The sequence below is a fragment of the Paenibacillus sp. 05T425 genome (assembly GCF_056396205.1).
This window is the reverse complement of the sequence record NZ_JBFTLA010000006.1, coordinates 129445-150724: the sequence shown is the minus strand read 5'-3', so window position 1 is coordinate 150724 and position 21280 is coordinate 129445. Positions and strand designations below refer to the sequence as shown.

General features: G+C 49.3%; 24 protein-coding genes and 1 pseudogene. 20 read left to right on the top strand and 5 right to left on the bottom strand.

Going from position 1 to position 21280, the window contains the following annotated elements:
• Positions 1–21: 21 nt before the first annotated feature.
• The 4 genes from ahrC to spo0A all read left to right on the top strand — a co-directional run bounded on the left by ahrC (position 22) and on the right by spo0A (position 4716).
• Positions 22–474, top strand: a complete 453-nt coding sequence (ahrC, locus tag AC1DF0_RS14710) for a transcriptional regulator AhrC/ArgR (RefSeq protein WP_442052235.1) — start codon at positions 22–24, stop codon at positions 472–474.
• Between the two features lie 13 nt (positions 475–487).
• Entirely contained in the window at positions 488–2200 is a 1713-nt protein-coding gene (gene recN, locus AC1DF0_RS14705) for a DNA repair protein RecN (RefSeq protein ID WP_477574462.1), read from the top strand.
• 121 nt (positions 2201–2321) lie between these two features.
• On the top strand, positions 2322–3653 hold the full coding sequence (gene spoIVB, locus AC1DF0_RS14700) for a SpoIVB peptidase (protein WP_442052237.1): 1332 nt from the start codon (positions 2322–2324) through the stop codon (positions 3651–3653).
• 250 nt (positions 3654–3903) lie between these two features.
• Complete coding sequence (gene spo0A / locus AC1DF0_RS14695; RefSeq protein ID WP_477574461.1) at positions 3904–4716, top strand: sporulation transcription factor Spo0A; 813 nt, start codon at positions 3904–3906, stop codon at positions 4714–4716.
• 311 nt (positions 4717–5027) lie between these two features.
• Here spo0A and AC1DF0_RS14690 read toward each other — a convergent pair whose 3' ends face one another.
• The gene (locus AC1DF0_RS14690) at positions 5028–5195 is read right to left on the bottom strand and encodes a mechanosensitive ion channel protein MscL (protein ID WP_442050460.1); all 168 of its coding nucleotides are present in this window, start codon (positions 5193–5195) and stop codon (positions 5028–5030) included.
• A 217-nt stretch (positions 5196–5412) separates the two neighbouring features.
• A complete protein-coding gene (locus tag AC1DF0_RS14685) occupies positions 5413–5712 on the bottom strand; it encodes a DUF2627 family protein (RefSeq protein WP_337101700.1) in 300 nt (99 codons plus the stop codon).
• Between the two features lie 217 nt (positions 5713–5929).
• On the opposite strand from AC1DF0_RS14685, the gene lpdA reads away from it, so the two are divergent.
• The 5 genes from lpdA (at position 5930) to lipB (ending at position 11638) form a co-directional block, all read left to right on the top strand.
• Positions 5930–7357: a dihydrolipoyl dehydrogenase gene (gene lpdA, locus AC1DF0_RS14680; protein WP_442050459.1), complete on the top strand. Its 1428-nt coding sequence runs from the start codon at positions 5930–5932 to the stop codon at positions 7355–7357.
• A gap of 124 nt (positions 7358–7481) precedes the next feature.
• The gene (locus tag AC1DF0_RS14675; protein WP_337101702.1) at positions 7482–8516 is read left to right on the top strand and encodes a thiamine pyrophosphate-dependent dehydrogenase E1 component subunit alpha; all 1035 of its coding nucleotides are present in this window, start codon (positions 7482–7484) and stop codon (positions 8514–8516) included.
• Positions 8516–9499, top strand: a complete 984-nt coding sequence (locus AC1DF0_RS14670) for an alpha-ketoacid dehydrogenase subunit beta (protein WP_337101703.1) — start codon at positions 8516–8518, stop codon at positions 9497–9499. The genes AC1DF0_RS14675 and AC1DF0_RS14670 overlap by 1 nt, the downstream gene beginning before the upstream one ends.
• 33 nt (positions 9500–9532) lie before the next feature.
• Complete coding sequence (locus AC1DF0_RS14665) at positions 9533–10891, top strand: dihydrolipoamide acetyltransferase family protein (RefSeq protein WP_477574460.1); 1359 nt, start codon at positions 9533–9535, stop codon at positions 10889–10891.
• A gap of 18 nt (positions 10892–10909) precedes the next feature.
• On the top strand, positions 10910–11638 hold the full coding sequence (gene lipB, locus AC1DF0_RS14660; protein ID WP_442050457.1) for a lipoyl(octanoyl) transferase LipB: 729 nt from the start codon (positions 10910–10912) through the stop codon (positions 11636–11638).
• Here lipB and prli42 read toward each other — a convergent pair.
• Complete coding sequence (gene prli42, locus AC1DF0_RS14655; protein ID WP_442050456.1) at positions 11606–11704, bottom strand: stressosome-associated protein Prli42; 99 nt, start codon at positions 11702–11704, stop codon at positions 11606–11608. The two genes, lipB and prli42, sit on opposite strands and share 33 nt — an antisense overlap.
• A gap of 97 nt (positions 11705–11801) precedes the next feature.
• Between prli42 and AC1DF0_RS14650 the strand changes: the two genes are divergently transcribed.
• Entirely contained in the window at positions 11802–12935 is a 1134-nt protein-coding gene (locus tag AC1DF0_RS14650; RefSeq protein WP_477574459.1) for a M20/M25/M40 family metallo-hydrolase, read from the top strand.
• Positions 12936–13134: 199 nt separating this feature from the next.
• On the opposite strand, the pseudogene mciZ reads toward AC1DF0_RS14650, so the two are convergent.
• Positions 13135–13215: pseudogene (mciZ, locus tag AC1DF0_RS14645) on the bottom strand (Z-ring formation inhibitor MciZ); the annotation flags it as partial.
• A gap of 100 nt (positions 13216–13315) precedes the next feature.
• On the opposite strand from mciZ, the gene AC1DF0_RS14640 reads away from it, so the two are divergent.
• The 3 genes from AC1DF0_RS14640 to fur all read left to right on the top strand — a co-directional run bounded on the left by AC1DF0_RS14640 (position 13316) and on the right by fur (position 15151).
• Entirely contained in the window at positions 13316–13879 is a 564-nt protein-coding gene (locus AC1DF0_RS14640) for an NUDIX hydrolase (protein WP_442050454.1), read from the top strand.
• Positions 13880–13977: 98 nt separating this feature from the next.
• Positions 13978–14583 (top strand): stage II sporulation protein M, encoded by a 606-nt coding sequence (spoIIM, locus tag AC1DF0_RS14635; protein ID WP_442050453.1) that lies wholly within the window; start codon positions 13978–13980, stop codon positions 14581–14583.
• A gap of 106 nt (positions 14584–14689) precedes the next feature.
• Positions 14690–15151, top strand: coding sequence for a ferric iron uptake transcriptional regulator (fur, locus tag AC1DF0_RS14630; RefSeq protein WP_442050452.1), 462 nt, complete (start codon positions 14690–14692; stop codon positions 15149–15151).
• Positions 15152–15211: 60 nt separating this feature from the next.
• On the opposite strand, the gene AC1DF0_RS14625 is transcribed toward fur, so the two are convergent.
• A complete protein-coding gene (locus tag AC1DF0_RS14625; protein WP_442050451.1) occupies positions 15212–15994 on the bottom strand; it encodes a S8 family peptidase in 783 nt (260 codons plus the stop codon).
• Here AC1DF0_RS14625 and AC1DF0_RS14620 point away from each other — a divergent pair.
• The 7 genes from AC1DF0_RS14620 to AC1DF0_RS14590 all read left to right on the top strand — a co-directional run bounded on the left by AC1DF0_RS14620 (position 15966) and on the right by AC1DF0_RS14590 (position 21202).
• Positions 15966–16178, top strand: coding sequence for a hypothetical protein (locus tag AC1DF0_RS14620; protein WP_475821511.1), 213 nt, complete (start codon positions 15966–15968; stop codon positions 16176–16178). The two genes, AC1DF0_RS14625 and AC1DF0_RS14620, sit on opposite strands and share 29 nt — an antisense overlap.
• Positions 16179–16244: 66 nt before the next feature.
• Positions 16245–16472, top strand: coding sequence for a hypothetical protein (locus AC1DF0_RS14615; protein WP_442050449.1), 228 nt, complete (start codon positions 16245–16247; stop codon positions 16470–16472).
• A 176-nt stretch (positions 16473–16648) separates the two neighbouring features.
• Positions 16649–17791, top strand: coding sequence for an alanine dehydrogenase (gene ald, locus AC1DF0_RS14610; protein ID WP_477574458.1), 1143 nt, complete (start codon positions 16649–16651; stop codon positions 17789–17791).
• 48 nt (positions 17792–17839) lie between these two features.
• Complete coding sequence (locus tag AC1DF0_RS14605; protein ID WP_477574457.1) at positions 17840–18103, top strand: DUF4227 family protein; 264 nt, start codon at positions 17840–17842, stop codon at positions 18101–18103.
• A gap of 112 nt (positions 18104–18215) precedes the next feature.
• Positions 18216–19106, top strand: coding sequence for a site-specific tyrosine recombinase XerD (xerD, locus tag AC1DF0_RS14600; RefSeq protein WP_442050446.1), 891 nt, complete (start codon positions 18216–18218; stop codon positions 19104–19106).
• A gap of 22 nt (positions 19107–19128) precedes the next feature.
• Positions 19129–20304 carry a phosphopentomutase gene (gene deoB / locus AC1DF0_RS14595; RefSeq protein ID WP_442050445.1) on the top strand — a complete coding sequence of 392 codons (1176 nt, stop codon included), beginning with the start codon at positions 19129–19131 and terminating at the stop codon, positions 20302–20304.
• 73 nt (positions 20305–20377) lie between these two features.
• Complete coding sequence (locus tag AC1DF0_RS14590) at positions 20378–21202, top strand: purine-nucleoside phosphorylase (protein ID WP_442050444.1); 825 nt, start codon at positions 20378–20380, stop codon at positions 21200–21202.
• Positions 21203–21280: the final 78 nt, after the last annotated feature.

Sequence of the window (21280 nt, the reverse complement as noted above, 5' to 3'; positions counted from 1 at the left end):
CACTGGGCTTCGGAGGTTTTTATGAAAGGTATTCGCCAATTCAAGATAAAAGATTTAATTACGAACCAAGTTATTGAGACGCAGGACGAGCTCGTTGAAGCGCTGCGCCTATCGGGGCTGCATGTTACACAAGCTACGGTTTCTCGCGATATGAAGGAGCTTATGCTAATTAAGGTGCCTGCCGGCGAAGGAAAGTATAAGTATTCGCTGCCTCAAGAGCTGCAGCGCCAGAATCCGGTTCATAAGCTTAAGCGGGCTCTGCTCGATCATTTCGTACATATTGATTTTACGGACAATCTGGTTGTTATGAAATGTCTGCCGGGTACAGCGAATGCAATCGGCGCGCTTCTCGACAACATGGAGTGGCCGGAGGTAATGGGTACGATCTGCGGGGACGATACGATCTTAATTATATGTCGGACGAAGACGCAAAGCGGGGAGCTTGTTGAGCAGCTTCTCGCCTTATTGAACTAAGGAGGAATCAGCCATGCTGCGCGAGTTGTCTATTCGGAATTTAGCGGTTATTGAAGAGGTACACGTTACGTTTCATCATGGATTTCATGTGTTGACGGGCGAGACTGGAGCAGGGAAATCGATTCTAATTGATGCGCTCAGTCTGGTCGTCGGCGGACGGGGCTCCGCAGACATGGTTCGATACGGCTGTGACAAGGCCGAGATGGAGGCGATGTTCGACTTGTCTTCCAGCCATCCGGTATGGCGCGTATTAGAGAAGCAAGGTGTGAATGCCTCTTCGGAGGAGATGCTTGTCATCAGGCGCGAACTCACATCGCAAGGCAAGAGCAGCAGCAGAGTGAACGGCCAGCTAGTGACGATGACGATGCTGCGTGAGATCGGCGAGTGTCTTGTCAACATTCATGGACAGCATGAGCATCAATCACTCTTAAGAACCGAACAGCATTTGGAGTGGCTTGATATGTTCGCCGGCGACCTGCTAATTGAACGTAAGCTGCAATACCGCGAGGTATACACTCAGCTTCAGCAGGCAAGACACGCATTGAAGGATATCGAGAGCTCGGCCCGGCATAATGTGCAGATGCTTGATCTGTATCGATTCCAGATCGAGGAGATCACGAACGCGCAGTTGAAGATTGGCGAGGATGAGTTGTTGTCGGAGCAACGTCGTAAGCTGATGTATGCTGGCAAACGTATGGACGCGGTATCCGAAGCCTATACGCTTCTGTATGGCGGCAAGGGGCTTGATGCGGTAAGTAAGGCAGTTGCGAAGTTGATCGATATCCAGACGTATGATGCAGCCAAGCTTAGTCCGTTGCTTGAGCAATTGCAAGCGGCCTTTTATCAGGCGGAGGATGCGGCATTCCAACTAAGGGATTATCGAGACAGCATTGAATCCGATCCGGATCAGTTATCGCATATCGATGACCGTTTGGATTTAATTAACGGATTGAAGCGCAAATACGGGGAGAGCATCCCTGATATATTGTCGTATCTCGAGAAGACGACTGCCGAACGCGACAAGATCGAGAATAGAGATGAGCTTATCGAGAGCTTGCGCGCTCAAGAAGCGAAGCTGTATGCGCAAGCATTGGACAATGCCAAGGAGCTTTCGAAGCTGCGTGAGCATGCCTCCATGAAGCTGGCAGAAGCGATTGAGACGGAGCTTAAGCAGTTGCAGATGCCGAATGCCTTATTTCGCGTGAAGCTCGAGCCATGCAAGGACGAGTCGAAGGGAGAAAGCGTCATTCGACTGCATGCGAACGGCATGGATGAAGCAATGTTCATGCTTTCGACGAATCCGGGCGAACCGCTTAAGCCGCTTAGCAAGATCGCTTCAGGCGGAGAGATGTCTCGAATTATGCTTGCCTTGAAGACTATCTTCGCGGAAATCGATCAAGTGCCCGTTCTCATCTTTGACGAGGTGGATACAGGGGTTAGCGGCCGCGCTGCGCAATCGATTGCCGAGAAGCTGTCCCAGCTATCGGGGAAATGCCAAGTATTCTCGATTACTCATTTGCCTCAGGTTGCATGTATGGCAGATCATCATTATGAGATCCGCAAGCAAGTGATCGGCGAACGTACGTCTACTTCAGTATCTGCGTTGCTGGAGAGAGATCGCATTGATGAGCTTGCACGAATGCTGGGCGGAGTGGAAGTAACGGAAAAAACCMGGCATCATGCACAAGAAATGCTTGATTTGGCGCATCGTCAGAAAGGGGCGTAATGGAAGCCAATAAGGGAATGTTTTTGCGGACATAAAACAATCGGGGCAGGGTAACTTAAAGGTACGCCATTGGCGACTTACCTTTTCGTCATGCGATGGAATCACAGGGAGCGTGAAATCATTGAACTCCAATCAACGGAAGCGATGGTTTGGCCTACTTCTCGTTTTCTTCGTTTGCATGCTTGGGCTCTCTGCCCCGTTTCAGCGTTATGCCGCCGTTCCGAATGAGCTTCGGATGTTCGCAGGCCAGATGAAACGATTGCAATATGGAGTTCCGGTACATGCAGAAGTAACCGTCGACCCTCAGATGCTCCAGATTAACGGATCAACAAGCAAGTCCTTGTCAGTCAATCTTAATGAACCAATGTCGCTTCAACCGCATCAAAGCGGTCAAACGCAAGTGAAGATGAAATTATTTGGTAAAATTCCGTTCAAAACTGTTAAGGTTAATGTAGTGCCGGATTTGCGAGTCATACCTGGAGGCCAAACGATTGGCGTCAAGGTGAAGTCAGCTGGAATACTTGTTGTTGGACATCATCAGGTTGAAGGCAAGGATGGAATGAAGCAATCTCCTGGCGAAGCTGCGGGACTAAGATTAGGCGATTTGATAGTTAAGATCAATGGCTCACCGATCAATGAAGTACACAAGGTTGCCGAACTGACAGATCGTGCAGGGACGGATAACAAGCCGCTCAACGTCGTCTATAAGCGCGGTGGACAGTTAAGTCAAACATCCTTAAATCCGGCTTATGATGCCGAGGATAAGGTGTGGCGTCTTGGCCTGTACATCCGCGACTCAGCGGCAGGTGTAGGCACGTTGACGTTCTATGCCCCTGATCAGGGGGTATACGGGGCGCTCGGGCATGTCATAACCGATATGGATACCCAAACTCCGATTGAAGTAGGCGAAGGTCAAATCCTTCAGTCGAGCGTAACATCCATCAATAAGAGTCAGAATGGCGAGCCTGGTTCGAAGCTTGCTCATTTCGTAAAGGAAGGCAAAATATTAGGCAGCATTGAGCGAAATACGCCATTTGGCATTTTCGGCAAAATGAATGAAACGCCTACCCATAGCTACAGCGAAAGATCGGTGCCTGTAGCGTTTGCCGAAGATGTCAACGAAGGCCCAGCCCAAATATTGACGGTCCTGAATGGTCAGAAGGTAGAACGCTTCAATATCGAAATTACGCATGTATCCAAGCAATCTGGCCCGGCAACCAAAGGCATGGTCATTAAGATTACGGATAAGCGGCTGCTCAATAAGACTGGCGGTATTGTGCAAGGCATGTCAGGCAGTCCGATTATTCAGAACGGCAAGCTTGTTGGAGCAGTTACCCATGTATTCGTGAATGATCCTTCTTCCGGTTACGGCTGCTTTATTGAATGGATGCTGCAAGATGCGGGAGTGTTATTGCGTTCTAAGGACACAAGCTGGCTTGGAGAAGCCGCCTAATAGCACACCAAAGGTCTGCTGTGATCTAATGATGACAGCAGACCTTCTTCATTTCATAAAATACCGATATTTGTCGAACGATTACGAAATTGCTCGACGAATGTAATAAATTATTTATTATAACGAAATAAGGATAAAAAATAAAGAAAAATAATTTTCGACAGAAGGAATTCACCTCCATATGTCGAAAACTTTAAAGCAGACAACTTGGGAAGGTAATCATGAATATCATTTAAGGGAGGACCAGACCTTGCATAAGATCGAAATATTATTGGCAGATGACAACCGAGAATTTACTAACTTGTTATCGGAATACATATCCGAACAAAGTGATATGAGTGTGAGCGGAGTTGCTTATAACGGAGAAGAAGTATTGAGACATCTCGAAGAAACGAGAAAGATTCCCGATGTGCTCATACTGGATATTATTATGCCGCATTTGGACGGTCTTGGCGTACTAGAGCGTTTGAAAGAAATGAACCTGTCCCMAATGCCAAAAATAATTATGCTGACGGCTTTTGGACAAGAAAACATTACTCAAAAAGCGGTTCAGCTTGGTGCCTCGTATTATATTTTGAAGCCATTCGATATGGATGTGCTGGCTAACCGCATTCGTCAGCTTGTCGGTAATCCGACGTTCACAACGAACGGCAGCTATGCAACAAGCTCATCATCGATCAAATCGAATGTAGTTCCAATTGCCAAAGGCAAAAATCTCGATGCTAACATTACGAGCATCATTCATGAGATTGGCGTTCCTGCGCACATCAAAGGATATCAATACTTGCGTGAAGCGATTACGATGGTGTACAACAACATCGAGATCCTTGGCGCAATTAYGAAAACGCTGTATCCGGCAATCGCTGAAAAGTTTAAGACGACGCCATCCCGCGTCGAACGCGCAATTCGTCATGCGATCGAGGTTGCATGGACGCGCGGCAACATTGACAGCATCAGCCATCTGTTTGGCTACACCATTAATATCAGCAAGTCGAAGCCGACGAACTCGGAGTTCATCGCTATGGTTGCGGACAAGCTGCGAATCGAGCACAAGGTATCTTAATCGTAAGCAAAAGGTTTATCTTACAAGCACAGTTTCTCTATTGGTTCTTTGCAGCCAGTAGAGAAGCAGTGTTTTTTTATTTGCCGGAAAGAAAAAAGAAGACTTATACGAGCTAGGAATGACTTGTGCTTTCCTTGCGGAGCAGCGCTCGTCAATGCTTCGTCTAAGTCTTCTCATTCGTTTTCGCTTCAATGATTGATGGTTTAAGTAGTTGGAGATGAGGGCGATATGAATTTGTGACTGAGGATATTGGGTGGAGCAGCGTTTGAAGTAGGAGTGAACATGCGAATTCATTATTGGACATGTTCGAATTAGTAGATGACTCTGCGGTTTAAATACACATTGCTGCCGTATTTCTCAATAAGGGCCGTTGACTGCGCCTGAACAAAATTATGAATATCTTTGAGTCGCAGGTCGTTAGGCTGAATCGTTTCTTTTACTTTGCCGTCTACTGCTACATCGAATACAATTTTCATCATAAGGATCACCTCTTTCGCAAGTTATGTGACCAGTATAGAACTCAACTATTATATAAAGATAAAAAAAGATGATCGAAATTGTAAGATTTGCACCAATTCGTTAGAAGGGTGTAAACTTTTGCTGATAATCATTCATTAATTGTCTACAAAAAAAGCAGCAGGCTGCAGGAAAGATTACTCTTCCTGCAGCCTGCTGCGTCGTTCAAAGAAAATATCATTATTTGTTGGCAGACGGCTTAGGCGGGCGCGGACGCTTCGGTTTGAAGCGGGTTGCGACATAATTTCGCTTGCGATCTCGGAAAAAGGTCCAGCCGCCGATGAAGCCGACACCGATACCGAACATGACGAATCCAAGCAGGAAAGAAAGCCAGTGGAAGTCAGGTGTAATGGCATCGTTGCCGAATTGGGAGAAATAATCGAATAATTCGTTTTTCATACGAAGAAATCCGAAGCAGGCCAGCAAGCCTGGTATAACGAGCAAGACAATGGCAATAATGCGGGAAATTAATAATTTCATTGCGTAGAATCTCCTTGAAGATCATAATAAACAGTTGTTACTATCATACCTTTTTCGCAAGTTGCTGTCTAATTCATAATTGGGCGATGTAAAAGGTTTTGAAAACAGGTACAATAGAAGTGAATGGTTTGCGTTAGATTTCATGTGAGATAGACCGACAACGAATTTCAGGTTAGGACATGCATATATTATTTATAGGAGTAATGGAGGGAACGAAATGGCAATACAAGTGGATGTAGCCGTTTTAGGCGGTGGACCCGGAGGATATACTGCTGCGATTCGTGCCGCGCAATTAGGCAAATCCGTAGCAATCGTTGAGATGGATAAGCTTGGAGGCACCTGTCTTCATAAAGGATGTATCCCAAGCAAGTCGCTGCTGCGCAGCGCAGAGGTATATGCGACGCTTCTAGAGGCGGATAAATACGGTGTAGACGTAGCCGAAGGAGCAATAGGTCTTAACTTCGGCAATGTTCAGCTCCGCAAAGAGCAGACGGTGGAACAACTCCACAAAGGTCTTCGAAGCCTGATGAAAAAACATGGCATTCAGATCATTGAGGGAAAAGGACGCGTTATCGGTCCTTCGATATTTTCGCCTAGAAGCGGGTCGCTCGCAGTAGAGCTTCCTGACGGTGAGATGGAGTCGGTCGTCTCTACAAATCTGATTATTGCAACAGGCTCAAGGCCGCGTACCTTGCCGGGATTAGAGCCAGACGGCGAATACATACTAACAAGCGACGAAGCACTCGTTATGGACAAGCTGCCTAAGTCGATTATTATTGTCGGCGGAGGCGTGATCGGCGTCGAATGGGCGTCCATGCTGCAAGACTTCGGTGTGCAAGTAACGCTTGCGGAAGCGGGTGCGCGTCTAGTACCAGGCGAAGATGTTGATGTATCCGCAGAGTTGACCAAGATATTGCGTCGTCGCGGTGTACGAGTGCTTACCGGCATTCAATTAAATACCGATACGTATGAACAGAAGGACGGCGAGGTTTCGATCTCTGCCGCTACCGAGGATGGCAACGTATTGTTAACGGCTGAGAAGCTGCTCTTATCGGTTGGCAGGCAGCCGAATATCGAAGGTATAGGACTTGAGAATACGGATATTCAAACCAAAAACGGTGCGATTGCCGTGAATGCATTCGGACAAACAAGCGAGCCGCATATTTACGCAATCGGTGACGTAATCGGCGGCGTGCAGTTAGCGCATGCCGCAGCACATGAGGGGTTAATCGCGGCTGAACATATTAATGGCGGCAAACCCGAGGCGCTCGATCATCATCTCATTCCGAGATGCATCTACTCGCGTCCCGAGATCGCTTCGTACGGATATACGGAAGATCGGGCTCGGGCGCTGGGACATGAGATCAAGACGGGCAAAATTCCGTTCCAAGCGATAGGTAAAGCATTGGTTCTAGGAGAAGCGGAAGGATTCGTGAAGGTCATTGCCGATAATAAAACAAATGATATTCTCGGTGTTCACATGATTGGTCCTCATGCGACGGATCTGATTTCCGAAGCCTCGTTAGCGGGCTTGCTGAACGCGACACCTTGGGAAGTCGGACAGATGATCCACCCGCATCCGACATTAGCCGAAGCGCTTGGCGAAGCGATGTTAGCCGTTGATGGGCGGGCTATTGCGTATTAATCCAGCTTTGCATCAGAGAAGCTCATGCAATAACGGTTTTCTTTTTGATGGAAATACGGTTATAATAAATAATATCAAGTCTTAGGACCAGGTTTTAATAGTTGGTAAAGGGAGGAATACCCTCATGACCCAATTCGCTTCTACAGGGCAAAATGCACGTCATTTGGAGTTAGGGCTCAGCAATGAGCAAGCAATTGAAATGTATTCAACAATGCTGACTGCACGCAAGTTCGATGAACGAATGCTGCTGCTTCAGCGGGCAGGAAAAATCAATTTCCACGTCTCTGGTATCGGCCAAGAGGTTGCGCAAGTTGCTGCGGCTTATGCGCTGGACCGAGATAATGATTATTACTTGCCTTACTATCGTGATTATGGCTTCGTTCTAGCTGTTGGCATGACGCTAAGAGAGCTGTTATTGTCGGTATTCGCAAAGGCGGAGGATCCTAACAGCGGCGGTCGTCAGATGCCGGGGCATTTCGGGTCGAAGAAGCTGCGTATTGTGACAGGTTCCAGTCCGGTAACGACGCAGGTTCCCCATGCAGTAGGCATTGCGCTCGCGGCTAAGATGAAGAAGAAACCGTTTGTCAGCTTCGTTACCTTCGGAGAAGGTTCAAGCAATCAAGGCGATTTCCATGAAGGCTGCAACTTCGCAGGCGTACATAAGCTGCCTGTCATCCTCATGTGCGAGAATAACCAATATGCGATTTCCGTACCGCTTCACAAGCAGCTTGCAGGCAAGGTAGCGGATCGTGCCATCGGTTATGGCTTCAAAGGTTTGCAGGTGGATGGCAATGACGCGCTTGAGGTGTTCCGCGTCGTGAAGGAAGCGCGTGAACGCGCTGTTACAGGCGAAGGGCCGACTCTTATAGAAGCATTAATGTATCGCCTCTCCCCGCATTCGACGTCGGACAACGATCTGGCCTATCGGACGAAGGAAGAGGTTGACATGAACCGTGCAAAAGACGGCATTCCGAAATATAAGCAATATTTGATCGATAGCGGCATTTGGTCGGAGGAGCAAGACGAGGAGCTGCAGCTTCGTATACGCAAAGTGCTGGATGAAGCGACGGCTTACGGCGACAAAGCGCCATTCCCAACTCCTGAATCGACATTGCTTCACGTCTATGCTGGCGATGCAGAGCAAGGAGGGACTCCATAATGGCTGTTATTGAATATATCGATGCGATCAGGCTTGCCATGAAAGAAGAAATGGAGCGCGACGATGACGTATTCGTATTAGGCGAAGACGTTGGTCTTAAAGGCGGCGTCTTCACGACAACCAAAGGGCTTATGGAACAGTTCGGCGAGCTGCGGGCGCTCGATACTCCGCTGGCCGAGTCAGCCATTGCCGGAGTTGCAATCGGAGCTGCTATGTATGGCATGAAGCCGATTGCCGAGATGCAATACTCGGATTTCATGTTCCCTGCTACCAACCAAATCATAAGCGAGGCGGCCAAAATCCGTTATCGCTCAAATAATGACTGGAGCTGTCCGCTCGTGATACGCGCTCCGATCGGCGGAGGCATCTTCGGCGGATTATATCATTCACAATGTCCGGAGTCTGTATTTTTCGGAACGCCGGGACTTAAGATTGTAGCGCCATATCGCGCTTATGATGCGAAGGGCTTACTGAAAGCTGCCGTTCGCGACCCGGATCCGGTTCTGTTCTTCGAGCATAAGAAGTGTTATAAGCTTGTCACGGGTGAAGTGCCTGACACCGATTATATTGTACCTATCGGCAAAGCTAACGTATTACGCGAAGGCGATGATATTACGGTTATTTCCTACAGCATGCCGCTTCACTTCATCGAGCAGGCAGCAGCCGAACTTGCCGACGAAGGTATTAGCACTCATATACTCGATCTTCGAACGATCCAACCGCTTGATAAGGAAGCGGTGCTGGAGGCGGTTCGCAAGACCGGCAAGGTGCTGATCGTACATGAGGACAACAAAACAGGCGGCGTTGGCGCAGAAGTGTCGGCTATCATTGCGGAAGAGCTGCTATTCGAGCTAGACGCGCCGATCATGCGTCTATGCGGACCGGATGTGCCGGCTATGCCGATCAATCCGCCGGGTGAGAAGTTCTTCATGCTTAATAAGGATAAAGTGAAAGAAGCTATGCGTAACTTGGCGTTGTATTAATTGCATGGCACGCATGTGCTTGTCAGTTAGGGGATGAGAAGATTGAAAACGATGATCGAAGTCGTCGTGCCGCAGCTTGCGGAATCACTCGTATCGGCCACAATCGACAAATGGTTGAAGCAGCCTGGCGATTGGGTAGATGTTTATGAGCCGATCTGCGAGATTTTGACGGATAAAGTGAACGCCGAGCTGCCTTCCACAGTATCAGGCACGCTTATGAAAATATTAGTTGGGAACGGTGAGACCGTTCCTGTCGGGACGCCGATCGCTCTAATGGAGGTTGAAGGCGAAGCTGGTGATGCAGATGCTTCAGCTTCTAGCGGAGCATCGACGAACAATGCGGCAACCGTTAATGGCAGCGCTGCGTTGTCAGTGACGTCTGGAGCGCCTATCGTAGATGCTGACGCTCCGATGAGAGGCAGGCTCTCTCCGGCTGTGCAGCAGTTGGCTGCCGAGCACAACATCCGATTGTCTGATGTGCCGGGCACTGGTCTAGGCGGAAGAATTACACGCAAGGACGTGCTTGCCTACGTCGCATCTGGCGCTGCAGGTAAAGCAGGCGGGGGAGGGCACGCGACTCCGGTCTCTTCCGCAAGCATGGATCCGAAAGCCCAGGTTCGGTCGTCAGGTATTCATTTGTCCGAATCGCCAAGATTGCCGAAGATTGAGGTTGAGGGCTCGAATTCGCCAAGTCGCGGCGAGACCTTCATCGACGTCACGCCGATTCGCAGTACGATCGCACGGAATATGCGCCAAAGCGTTAGTGAGATTCCGCATGCATGGACTATGATCGAAGTAGACGTTACGAATCTTGTGCTGCTCCGCAACAAGCTGAAGGATGAGTTCATGAAGCGCGAAGGCGTGAACCTGACTTATCTTGCATTCCTGCTTAAAGCGGTCGTAAATGCGATCAAAGACTTCCCGATCATGAACTCCGTCTGGGCTGTGGACAAAATCATCGTGAAGCGCGATATTAACATCTCGCTTGCCGTCGGCACGGAAGATTCGGTTATGACCCCGGTCATTAAGAATGCCGATCATAAGAATGTCGCAGGACTTGCGAAGGAGATCGAAGAGCTCGCCCGCAAAACGCGCGAAGGGAAGCTAACGCTTTCTGATATGCAGGGCGGAACGTTCACGGTGAACAACACAGGTTCATTCGGCTCCATATTGTCATATCCGATTATTAACTATCCGCAGGCTGCAATTCTAACGTTCGAATCGATCGTGAAGCGCCCTGTCGTTATTAATGACATGATTGCGGTACGTTCCATGGCTAACCTGTGTTTGTCGCTTGATCATCGGATCTTGGACGGCGTTATTTGCGGACGTTTCCTGCAGCGGGTGAAAGACAATCTCGAAAGCTTCACATTAGATAGCAAATTGTATTAAGAAAAGGGGAATACCAACATGGCTGCTGCGGACAACGAAGAACGCTCAGAAAGGTTGGAAGCCCACTATATACCTATGCTGGACTACGCGGAAGCGTGGGAGCTTCAGAAAGCATACGTCAAACAAATCGACCGGGAGGAGCGTCAAGAGACGCTGCTCCTTCTTCAGCATCCACCGACCTATACGATTGGATCGGACCGCAATCCTGAGCACTTGCTTCTGAATGAATCAGAGCTCAAGGAGCGTGGTATTTCCTTATACGAGATCGACCGCGGCGGAGATATTACCTACCATGGTCCAGGACAGCTCGTCGGCTATCCGCTTCTTTATCTCGATGCGGTAGGATTGGATCTGCATGCGTATTTGCGTAGCTTGGAGCAGGCGATAATCGATTGGCTTGGCGTGTACGGTATAGAAGCGGGCAGAAAACCGGAATATACAGGGGTATGGGTTGGCGACGAGAAGATCGCCGCCATCGGAGTGAAGTTCAACAAAGCGCGCAATCGCCGCGGTTTCGTAACGAGTCACGGCTTTGCGCTTAATATCAAGGAAGGCATTGCGTTCGAAGGCTTCAACGGCATCGTCCCATGCGGCATTGGCGAGTACGGCGTCACATCGTTTAATGATCTGACCGGACGCGACCTGTCGGTGGAGGAAGCAGCTGCAGAGTTGCTGCCATTCTTCGCAAAGCAATTTAAGTTCGACGTGCCGGAATTAGTACAGCAAAGAGCCGAGTCCAGCGATTAACGTCGATAAAAGCATGGCGGATACAAGAATTATGGCGACGATACGAATGACTTTACGGTTGCCCATGCGCATGCAGCCCCTTTCTGGAATAATAGGTTTGAAATTGCGTATTGCCTGTCTCTGTCTCTATTGTATACGAATTTGATGAATGGAGGAAACGTAAATGATTGCAAAAGATCGATTAGTGAGTGAATTTATGGAGCTGGTGCAGATCGATAGCGAGACGAAGCACGAGCAGGAGATAAGCAAAGTGTTAAAGCAGAAGTTTACATCATTAGGCTTGTCCATTGATGAAGACGACGCTGCTGCGAAGACTGGCCATGGTGCGAACAATCTGTTTGCCAAGCTTGCGGCAACGGATGGGTTAACGGACGCTCCGCCCATATTTTTCACTTGTCATATGGATACGGTAACGCCTGGCAATGGCATTAAGCCTCAATTGGACGATGACGGCTATATCCGCAGTGACGGGACTACGATACTCGGATGCGATGACAAGGCGGGAATTGCTGCGTTATTCGAAGCCATACGCGTGTTGCAGGAACAGTCGATTCCCCACGGTCCGATCCAATTCGTTATTACGGTCGGCGAAGAATCGGGACTTCTAGGCGCTCGCGCGCTTGATGCATCGAAGCTGGACGCGAAATACGGTTACGCGCTTGATTCGAATGGAAAGGTTGGCGATATTGCCGTAGCTGCTCCTACTCAAGCGAAGGTGAGTATTAAGATGTACGGTAAATCGGCCCATGCCGGCGTTAATCCCGAAGACGGCATTAGCGCGATTCAAGTTGCAGCCAAAGCAATTGCTAGAATGCCGCTCGGCCGTATCGATAACGAAACGACGGCGAATATCGGCAGGTTCGAAGGGGGAGGCGCAACAAATATTGTCTGCGACTACGTGAAGATTGATGCCGAGGCGCGCAGCATCGTACAGCATAAGCTGGATGCGCAGATCGAAGCGATGCGCAAGGCAGTGGAAAGCGCCGCAACTGAGTATGGCGCACGAGGCGAACTCGTAAGTGAAATTATCTACCCCGCTTATCAATACGATGATGAGGATCCTGTCGTTCAACTAGCGAAGCAAGCGATTGTCGCAATCGGCTGCACGCCTCGCACTTTCCACTCGGGAGGAGGCAGCGACGCGAACATTTTCAATGGATTAGGTGTTCCGACTGTCAATCTTGCTGTGGGTTACGAGCATATTCATACGACGAAGGAACAAATTAAAGCGGATGATCTTGTCAAAGTTACCGAGCTGGTCGTCGAAATTATGAAACAAGCTGCTGTTAGCAGATAATCGATACGATGAAGTAGCCCTCCTGAAGGTTATCAGCTTAAGCAGCTGTTACCGCAGGAGGGCTTATTGTTTTATTTAGTAATTAGCAGAGCGATTATTGATCTGAAACTACCTTCAGATCGATAGGAGGGCGACGATTGGCCGTTCCTCCAGTGAAGTCGGACAGCAGCTTGTAATTGGCATCCGCCCCTGCGGCAGCGCTGAGCTTGCGCAGCTGGTGACGAATTTCCCAAGCCTTGCCGACTAAACGAAGCTGATTCGAAGCGACATATTGTTTCATGGATATCGCACCTCTCGTAATTTGATATAATGATAGGTATGCGACAGATGGACAACCTATGCCATCTAGTGAATAACCCGTAGAAGGAGCTGCTGTACATATGGATAAGAAACAATCAAGCGAGCTTTGGCGCGAGGAGACGATTAGTACGGAATCCATTTTTCAAGGGAAAATGATTTCGCTGCAAGTGGATACGGTAGCATTGCCCGAGGGACGAACAGCTACAAGAGAAATTGTGAAGCATCCTGGTGCTGCCGCTGTTATGGCGTTGCTGGACGGCAAGCTGCTTGTCGTAGATCAGTTCAGAAAACCGCTTGAAAAATTTCAAATCGAAATTCCTGCAGGCAAGCTGGATCCGGGAGAAGATCCATTGACCGCGGCAGCAAGAGAGCTGGAGGAGGAAACAGGATATAGAGCAAAGGAGCTTAAGCTGCTGAGCGCCTTCTATACGTCTCCAGGCTTTGCGGATGAGAAGTTGTATATTTACTTCGCTGAACAGGTGGAGGAAGGCGTTCAAAGCCCGGACGAGGATGAGGATTTGAATGTCGAGGCTATCACGATGGAGCAAGCTGATGCCTACATAGCCGAGGGACGCATAAGCGATGCCAAAACGATACTTGCCATATACGCATGGAAGCTATATCAATTAACTGGACGCATCTAGAGCTCGTCATACCATCGGAAGATCACTCATAAACTAAAAATGGACACGCTTATCTGCTAATGTGCGGTATAGTTTGAGTTTGGTGGTGAATGTAACCGATGGTGAAGAACAATTTGTCGCTGTATGTGTTCGTGGCGGTACTGTTTGTTGTAGGGGCTATATTCGGGGCGCTTATGGTTAATGCGCTGACATTCGAGCAGCAGCAGGATTTGGCTCAAGATGTAGATCAATACGTGAGATTGATGGGAGCGGGAATCGGTGTCGACGAAACGGATTCGTTCTGGGAGAGGTTCTTTTTCCATGGCAAATGGATGCTTCTGCTCTGGCTGCTAGGCATAACCGTTGTCGGGATACCTGGTGTGCTTGCGCTCAATTTTTTGAAAGGTGCGTTAGTCGGCTTCTCGATCGGCACGCTTATTAACCAGTATGCTTGGAAAGGGGTTTGGTTCTCGCTCGTATCGATTGCGCCGCAAAATATTATTGCGATACCGGCGATGATCGTTACAAGTGTCGCCGCTCTGACGTTCTCCATTTATGTGGTGAAAAACAGGCTGCTCCAGCAAAAAGGGACGCTGGCTCCTGAACTTGCCGGCTTCACTTCTACAACGCTGCTTATGGTCATCGTCTTAGCGGGAGCGTCGCTCTTCGAAGCATACGTTTCGCCGACAATTATCGGATGGGCTTCTCCTTTGCTATCGTCTTAAGCTGCCATCATACGACAGCAAAATGTTTGACTTTATTGCATGTTAGCCCCTATAATGAAAGGAAAGTTTCCTGATATAGGCGCAGACATGTGGTAGGGGGGAAATCATGGAAGCCCGGATTGAGAAAATCAAACAACAGTTGCAGTCCCAGGGCTACAAATTAACCCCGCAACGGGAAGCAACCGTCCGCGTATTGCTTGAGAATGAAGATGATCATTTAAGCGCGGAAGATGTGTTTATGCTCGTAAAGGATAAAGCACCGGAAATCGGATTAGCAACCGTTTATCGGACGCTCGAGCTTCTAAGTGAGATGCATGTCGTCGAGAAGTTGAACTTTGGCGACGGCGTTGCTAGATACGATCTTCGGACCGATAGCAGCAAGCATCATCACCATCACCTCATTTGTGTGCAGTGCGGATCAATGGATGAAATTAAAGAAGACTGGCTTTTGCCTCTCGAAGAGAAGCTGGAAGCGGAATACGGTTTTTTTGTCATTGATCATCGTCTTGACTTTCAAGGCGTGTGCCACCGCTGCAAAGCAAAAAACGACAACCCAACTCAATCATAAACGGCTTGGCTGCCCAGCATAACTGGACGGCAAAGCCGTTTTGGCATTTCTATGGAGCACCTATCTTTTCTTTATGACATTGACGGAAGAATTGGTATCGAAGATTTGATCCAATTGCATTAAACCAGAGCCTTGTGCAAGGACACTGTAATTGTCCAGTTTGATCGCTTTCCTGCGCAATTGAGTAGATGCGGCTGCCGGACTTAGAGAAGTTCTGCGGCTAAGCAATAAGGCAGCGCCTCCCGCGACATGGGGGGAAGACATGCTTGTGCCCGACAACTTCTTGTAGGAGTTGCCCGGCCATGTCGATAATATTTGCTGCCCCGGCGCAGTAATGGCAATGCTTGGTCCTCTGCTGCTGAAGCTTGCTATCTGATTGGCTTTCGTTGAAGCGGCAACCGCGATTACTTCCTCATAAGCAGCAGGTTCATCAATTTGTTTGCTTGATTCTCCCGAATTTCCCGCAGACGCTACGATTACGATGCCTTGCCTCGCTGCTCTCCGTACCGCGTCATGCAGAACGCCGCTGCTCTCCGAACCCGTAATACCGAGACTCATGTTAATCACATTCATTTGCCTGCTGATACACCAATCAATACCCTCGACAATGTCCGAGACGTATCCTTCTCCGTTCGCGTCCAGCGCTTTGACCGCATATAATTCAACCTCCGGAGCAACGCCAATGATATTGTCATTAGTTCCTAACGCGGCTATAATGCCGGCAACATGGGTCCCATGACCGTTATCGTCACTATACGAGCCGCCGTTAATCGTATTAACCCCGCCGGCAATCCGGAGATCCGGATGATTCGCAATGCCGGTATCAATGACAGCGACCTTCATCGGGCTGCCTTTTGAGGTAGCCCATGCTTGGGGCGCTTTTACGCGACTTATGTTCCAGGTTATTAAGGAAGCTTTTGCTGTCGGCTTTGTTGTTGTCATCATTAGTGGAAGCGAACGTTTGAAAGACCTGTACTTGTTAGGCTTGGATGGAGCTTTGTACGGAACTTTGAAAGGCGCCTTGTAAGGAACAGCAGCATGTATTTTGATTTTAAGATCCTTCTCGACTTTCCTAACTTCCGGATGGCTGGATATGGAAGACGGCGAAGCTCCTTTCAGGACATGGAAGCCAATCAATAAGCTTCTTGATACAGCCTTAAATGGAGTAATGCCGCTCTCTTTCATCATTTTCAGGCAGCGATTATATGATTTTCTTGACCGTAAAGTAATAATTTGTCGCGCCGTTCGTTTCGAAGGCTTGATGGCGGCACAGCGTCTGATCATGGATTCCAGCTTTGGCAATGAAATTGAGCCTCCCTAGTCAGCTTTAAGCTAGTTCAGTGTATGGGGAACGAGCGGTTTACGTATGGGTGACTGTCGATAGGGCACATATTTTTAGGCTTTGCTGGAAAACGTATCGCGTATGGACGATCAAGTTGGCTTGTTCGTTCATACATCATAATAAGAGCGTTTTAGATGGTCTCGGGAGGGGTAATCATGTTAATCGGCGTGCCGAAGGAGATTAAGCAGAGTGAATATCGGGTTGCGTTGACACCGGCTGGCGTTACGATGTTGAAGGCGGCTGGCCACGAGGTGCTGATTGAGGAAGGTGCTGGCAGCGGCAGCGGTTTCGAGGATAGCGACTATATGCGTGAGGGTGCGAATATAGCTTCAACTGCTGCTGAGGTTTGGGGTAAAGCTGATATGATTATGAAGGTAAAGGAGCCGCTTGCAGAGGAGTTCGGCTATTTCCGTGAAGGGCTGCTCTTATTTACTTATTTGCACTTGGCCGCTGCGGCGGATTTGACTAAAGCGCTAGTCGAGCGCGGAGTAACGGCAATTGCTTATGAGACGATCCAACTTCCAAACGGCAGTCTGCCGCTTCTAACGCCGATGAGTGAGGTTGCGGGTCGTATGTCCGTGCAGGTAGGAGCGCAGTTTCTGGAAGCGTTCAATGGCGGACGCGGCGTACTTCTTGGTGGGGTTCCGGGAGTGCCCCCTGCGGAGGTCGTTATTATCGGGGGCGGAATTGTGGGCACTAATGCTGCGAAGATTGCGCTGGGGATGGGAGCGAATGTCGTTATATTGGAGAAGAGTGCAGATCGCATGCGTTACTTGGACGATGTATTCGGCGGTCGGCTCCGAACGTTGATGTCAAGCCCGCTTAATATCGCGGAAGCAGTGAACCATGCCGATCTGCTTATCGGTGCTGTTCTTATTCCCGGGGCGAAAGCCCCGCAATTAGTAACGGATCAGATGGTCCAAATGATGCGGAAGGGTTCAGTTATCGTCGATGTAGCCGTAGATCAAGGCGGATCCATTGAGACCGTCGATCGTCCGACAAYGCATAAAGATCCGATTTATATGAAGCATGGCGTCGTTCATTATGCAGTTGCGAATATACCGGGAGCCGTGCCGCGCACTTCGACCTTCGCGCTGACGAACGCCACGATCTCTTATGCGCTTGATTTGGCCAATAAAGGACTGGACGCGATTCGCCGAAGCGTACCGCTGCAGAAGGGCGTCAATACGCATGCGGGCAATGTAACGTATGAGCCGGTTGCGGCAGCGACCGGCATGCCTTATACCGCACTGGACAAATGGCTGAACAGCGTTGCTTATGAAAACCTGGAGTCGTAAACGAATAATCACATCAGCCTCCTCATAAGGTGTAGCGAGCGGACAACCGTGAAGCACTTGAAGCGGAGGCTGATGATGATGGTTTTATCGATAAGGAAGTGGGCAAGCAAGCTGTTCTTTATTGTCGTTTTTACTGCGGCATTATTAGTAGTCACRGGAGGCTATCGATTTTTGGTCGATGCGATATCTCCTGTTCATCCCTATAGGGAACCGAAGGGAGAGGCGCTGAAGGTATTTTTGACCGATCCGGAGTCGCCCGAGGGCGGTCATTTGGCGGACAGATTACGTTGGTTTTATTGGTATGGCGAATAAGGCGAACCGTGCATGGCATTGTGCACGCTGCACAGAAATATAGCGGAAGCAGGATTTGCCGTTGCGAATGTGGAATAATTGTAGGTGAGAAGCAGCATGGAAAGGAATTGGAATGAAGGCTTATCTGAACACGTACTTGGAGCACCTGGAAGTCGAACGTAGATTGTCCTCTAATACTCTCTCGTCCTATGAGAGAGATTTGCTTGCGTTCGCCGCTTATGCCGAGGAACAGGGTATTGGCGAGCCGTCTCAGTTGCAGAGGCATCACTTTGCACGTTATATGCTCCATCTTAAGGAGCAGGGAAGGAAGGCGGCAACGATTACGAGACATATCGTATCGTTGAAAGCTTTTTTTCATTATTTGACCAAGGAAGGCGTCATTATTCATAATCCTTCGATCTATCTGGAGGCGCCAAAGCAAGAAAAGAAGGCTCCGAAATTATTGTCCGAATCGATGACAGCCGTGTTGCTCGATTCGCCTCAGTCGGATAAGCCTGCCGGGAAGCGGGACAAAGCGATGCTGGAGCTTCTTTATGCGACTGGCATTCGCGTTTCTGAACTCGTTGCCCTTGATGCCGAGCACTTGCATATGCAGCTTTCAGCCGTTCGATGTATAGATGCTGGAGGGAAGGAACGTATTGTCCCTTTTGGGCGCATGGCAGCAGAAGCGTTGATCGCTTACTTGGGGGACGGCAGGAAGTCGCTTATGAGACATAACGAGAATGAGTCTGCATTATTTCTGAACCATTTGGGCACGAGAATGACGAGGCAGGGCTTCTGGAAAACGATCAAGAAATATGCGAAGGAAGCGGGCATATCAGACGATATTACGCCTCATACGCTTCGCCATTCCGTCGCTGCGCATCTGCTCGAGCATGGCGCGGACATACGTTCCGTGCAAGAGCTGCTGGGCCATGCCGATCTGGCGACAACGCTTAAATATGTGAAGCAGCCAACAACGCGAATCAAGGACGTCTATAAGAGCGCGCACCCAAGAGCGTAGACTACATAGGAGGACAACATCGATGAGATTTGATCGTATTGCAGTGATTGTATTAGATAGCGTCGGAATCGGCGAGCTCCCGGATGCGCCAGCCTTCGGAGATTCCGGCGCACATACCCTAGGGCATATCGTGGAGCAATCGCCGGAATTACAGTTGCCCAATATGCGCAGATGGGGCCTCGATCGAATTGCGCCGATCGGTGCGTGGTCGGAGTCGAAAGAACCTCCTGCTGCCTATTACGGCAAAATGGCGGAAGTTTCCGTAGGCAAAGATACGATGACAGGGCATTGGGAGTTAATGGGGCTTAAGATTGAGGTCCCGTTTCAGACGTTTCCTGAAGGATTCCCGCCCGAGCTGATCGAGAGCTTCGAGCAGCGCACCGGCCGCAAGGTTATCGGCAACAAGCCGGCAAGCGGCACTGAAATCTTGGACGAGCTAGGCGAGGAGCAGATGAGAAGCGGCTCTTGGATCGTCTATACATCGGCAGACAGCGTGTTTCAGATTGCCGCTCATGAAGAAGTGATTCCGCTGGAGGAGCTGTACCGGGCATGCGAGATCGCAAGAGAGCTGACGATGGACGAGCGACATTCCGTTGGCCGAGTGATTGCAAGGCCGTACATCGGGAAGCCGGGAGCGTTCGCGCGCACGCCGAACCGGCATGACTATGCGGTCAAGCCTCCTCACGCAACGGTATTGGACACGCTTAAGGCTGGCGGTTACGACACGATTGCAATCGGCAAAATCAACGATATTTTCGACGGGGAAGGCATTACGGCCACATCGCCAACAAAAAGCAATGCAGACGGCATTGCGAAGACGATTGAACAGCTCGGCAAGCCGTTCAAAGGCTTGTTATTCACGAATTTGGTTGATTTCGATTCGTTATACGGACACCGTCGTGATCCGCTTGGTTATGGGAAGGCGCTTGAGGAATTCGATCTTGCCGTTCCTGAGCTCGTAAAGCAGCTAGGCGAGCGCGATTTACTAATTGTAACTGCCGATCATGGCAATGATCCTGTTCATGCGGGAACCGATCACACGCGCGAATACGTACCGATTATGCTGTATAGTCCGTCATTCGCTAAGACGGCAAGGTTAGAGACTAGAACAACCTTCTCCGATCTTGGCGCGACGATCGCCGATAATTTCGGTGTTGAAGCACCGCCTAACGGAGAGAGTTTCTTGCATCTGCTGTAAAGAAAATAAGCGGCTAATTCTATCTATACGAAATAAAAGCATATACAAACCAATAGAATGGGGAGAACAGACGATGAACGCATTGACGTCGGCGCACATTAAAGAAGCAGCGGAATTTATTGAAAGCAGAACGACACTTAAGCCGGAAATCGGTCTTATCATGGGATCAGGATTAGGTGTGCTTGGCGATCATTTGGAAAACCCGGTGACGATTGATTATCACGATATTCCCCATTTTCCGATCTCGACGGTTGAAGGACATGCAGGCGAGCTGTTGATTGGAACGCTGTCAGGCAGAACGGTTCTCCTTATGCGCGGCCGCTTCCATATGTATGAGGGTTACGGTCCGGAGTTAACGGCATTCCCGGTTCGAGTCATGAAGGCGCTTGGTGTCAAATCATTGCTCGTAACGAATGCTGCCGGCGGCGTGAACTTGGCTTACGATCCAGGCAATCTCATGCTGATCTCCGATCATATTAATTTAACGGGCAAAAACCCGCTCATCGGTCCAAACGACAATGAGCTAGGCGTTCGTTTTCCAGATATGTCTGAAGCGTACAGCAAACGGCTGCGCGCAATCGCGAGAGACATTGCGGCAGAGCAAGGGATGACGTTGCGTGAAGGCGTATATGCCGGCTTGCTTGGTCCTACGTACGAAACGCCTGCCGAAATTCGTATGCTGCGCATCATTGGTGCAGATGCTGTCGGAATGTCGACAGTTGCCGAGGTGATAGCTGCCCGCCATTCTGGCATCGAAACAGTCGGTATTTCCTGTATCAGTAACATGGCTGCCGGAATATTGGACCAGCCGTTGTCGCACGAGGAAGTTATGGAAACGACGGAACGTGTGAAGAACCAGTTTTTGGGACTTGTAACAGCGCTTATCGGGAAAATGTAATAAATACGAAATAAAAATGTAACACAACTGTCACATTTACATCGACTTAATATGACAGTGTTCGCTCGCTTAATCGTC

Bases quoted from the DNA above. Each gene is read 5' to 3' on its own strand.
- ahrC (WP_442052235.1), top strand. From the start codon at position 22: ATGAAAGGTATTCGCCAATTCAAGATAAAAGATTTAATTACGAACCAA.
- AC1DF0_RS14690 (WP_442050460.1), bottom strand. From the start codon at position 5,195: ATGATGAAAATTGTATTCGATGTAGCAGTAGACGGCAAAGTAAAAGAA.
- AC1DF0_RS14685 (WP_337101700.1), bottom strand. From the start codon at position 5,712: ATGAAATTATTAATTTCCCGCATTATTGCCATTGTCTTGCTCGTTATA.
- lpdA (WP_442050459.1), top strand. From the start codon at position 5,930: ATGGCAATACAAGTGGATGTAGCCGTTTTAGGCGGTGGACCCGGAGGA.
- AC1DF0_RS14675 (WP_337101702.1), top strand. From the start codon at position 7,482: ATGACCCAATTCGCTTCTACAGGGCAAAATGCACGTCATTTGGAGTTA.
- AC1DF0_RS14670 (WP_337101703.1), top strand. From the start codon at position 8,516: ATGGCTGTTATTGAATATATCGATGCGATCAGGCTTGCCATGAAAGAA.
- AC1DF0_RS14665 (WP_477574460.1), top strand. From the start codon at position 9,533: ATGAGAAGATTGAAAACGATGATCGAAGTCGTCGTGCCGCAGCTTGCG.
- lipB (WP_442050457.1), top strand. From the start codon at position 10,910: ATGGCTGCTGCGGACAACGAAGAACGCTCAGAAAGGTTGGAAGCCCAC.
- prli42 (WP_442050456.1), bottom strand. From the start codon at position 11,704: ATGGGCAACCGTAAAGTCATTCGTATCGTCGCCATAATTCTTGTATCC.
- AC1DF0_RS14650 (WP_477574459.1), top strand. From the start codon at position 11,802: ATGATTGCAAAAGATCGATTAGTGAGTGAATTTATGGAGCTGGTGCAG.
- AC1DF0_RS14640 (WP_442050454.1), top strand. From the start codon at position 13,316: ATGGATAAGAAACAATCAAGCGAGCTTTGGCGCGAGGAGACGATTAGT.
- spoIIM (WP_442050453.1), top strand. From the start codon at position 13,978: ATGGTGAAGAACAATTTGTCGCTGTATGTGTTCGTGGCGGTACTGTTT.
- fur (WP_442050452.1), top strand. From the start codon at position 14,690: ATGGAAGCCCGGATTGAGAAAATCAAACAACAGTTGCAGTCCCAGGGC.
- AC1DF0_RS14620 (WP_475821511.1), top strand. From the start codon at position 15,966: ATGCCGGTATCAATGACAGCGACCTTCATCGGGCTGCCTTTTGAGGTA.
- AC1DF0_RS14625 (WP_442050451.1), bottom strand. From the start codon at position 15,994: ATGAAGGTCGCTGTCATTGATACCGGCATTGCGAATCATCCGGATCTC.
- AC1DF0_RS14615 (WP_442050449.1), top strand. From the start codon at position 16,245: ATGGAAGACGGCGAAGCTCCTTTCAGGACATGGAAGCCAATCAATAAG.
- xerD (WP_442050446.1), top strand. From the start codon at position 18,216: ATGAAGGCTTATCTGAACACGTACTTGGAGCACCTGGAAGTCGAACGT.
- deoB (WP_442050445.1), top strand. From the start codon at position 19,129: ATGAGATTTGATCGTATTGCAGTGATTGTATTAGATAGCGTCGGAATC.
- AC1DF0_RS14590 (WP_442050444.1), top strand. From the start codon at position 20,378: ATGAACGCATTGACGTCGGCGCACATTAAAGAAGCAGCGGAATTTATT.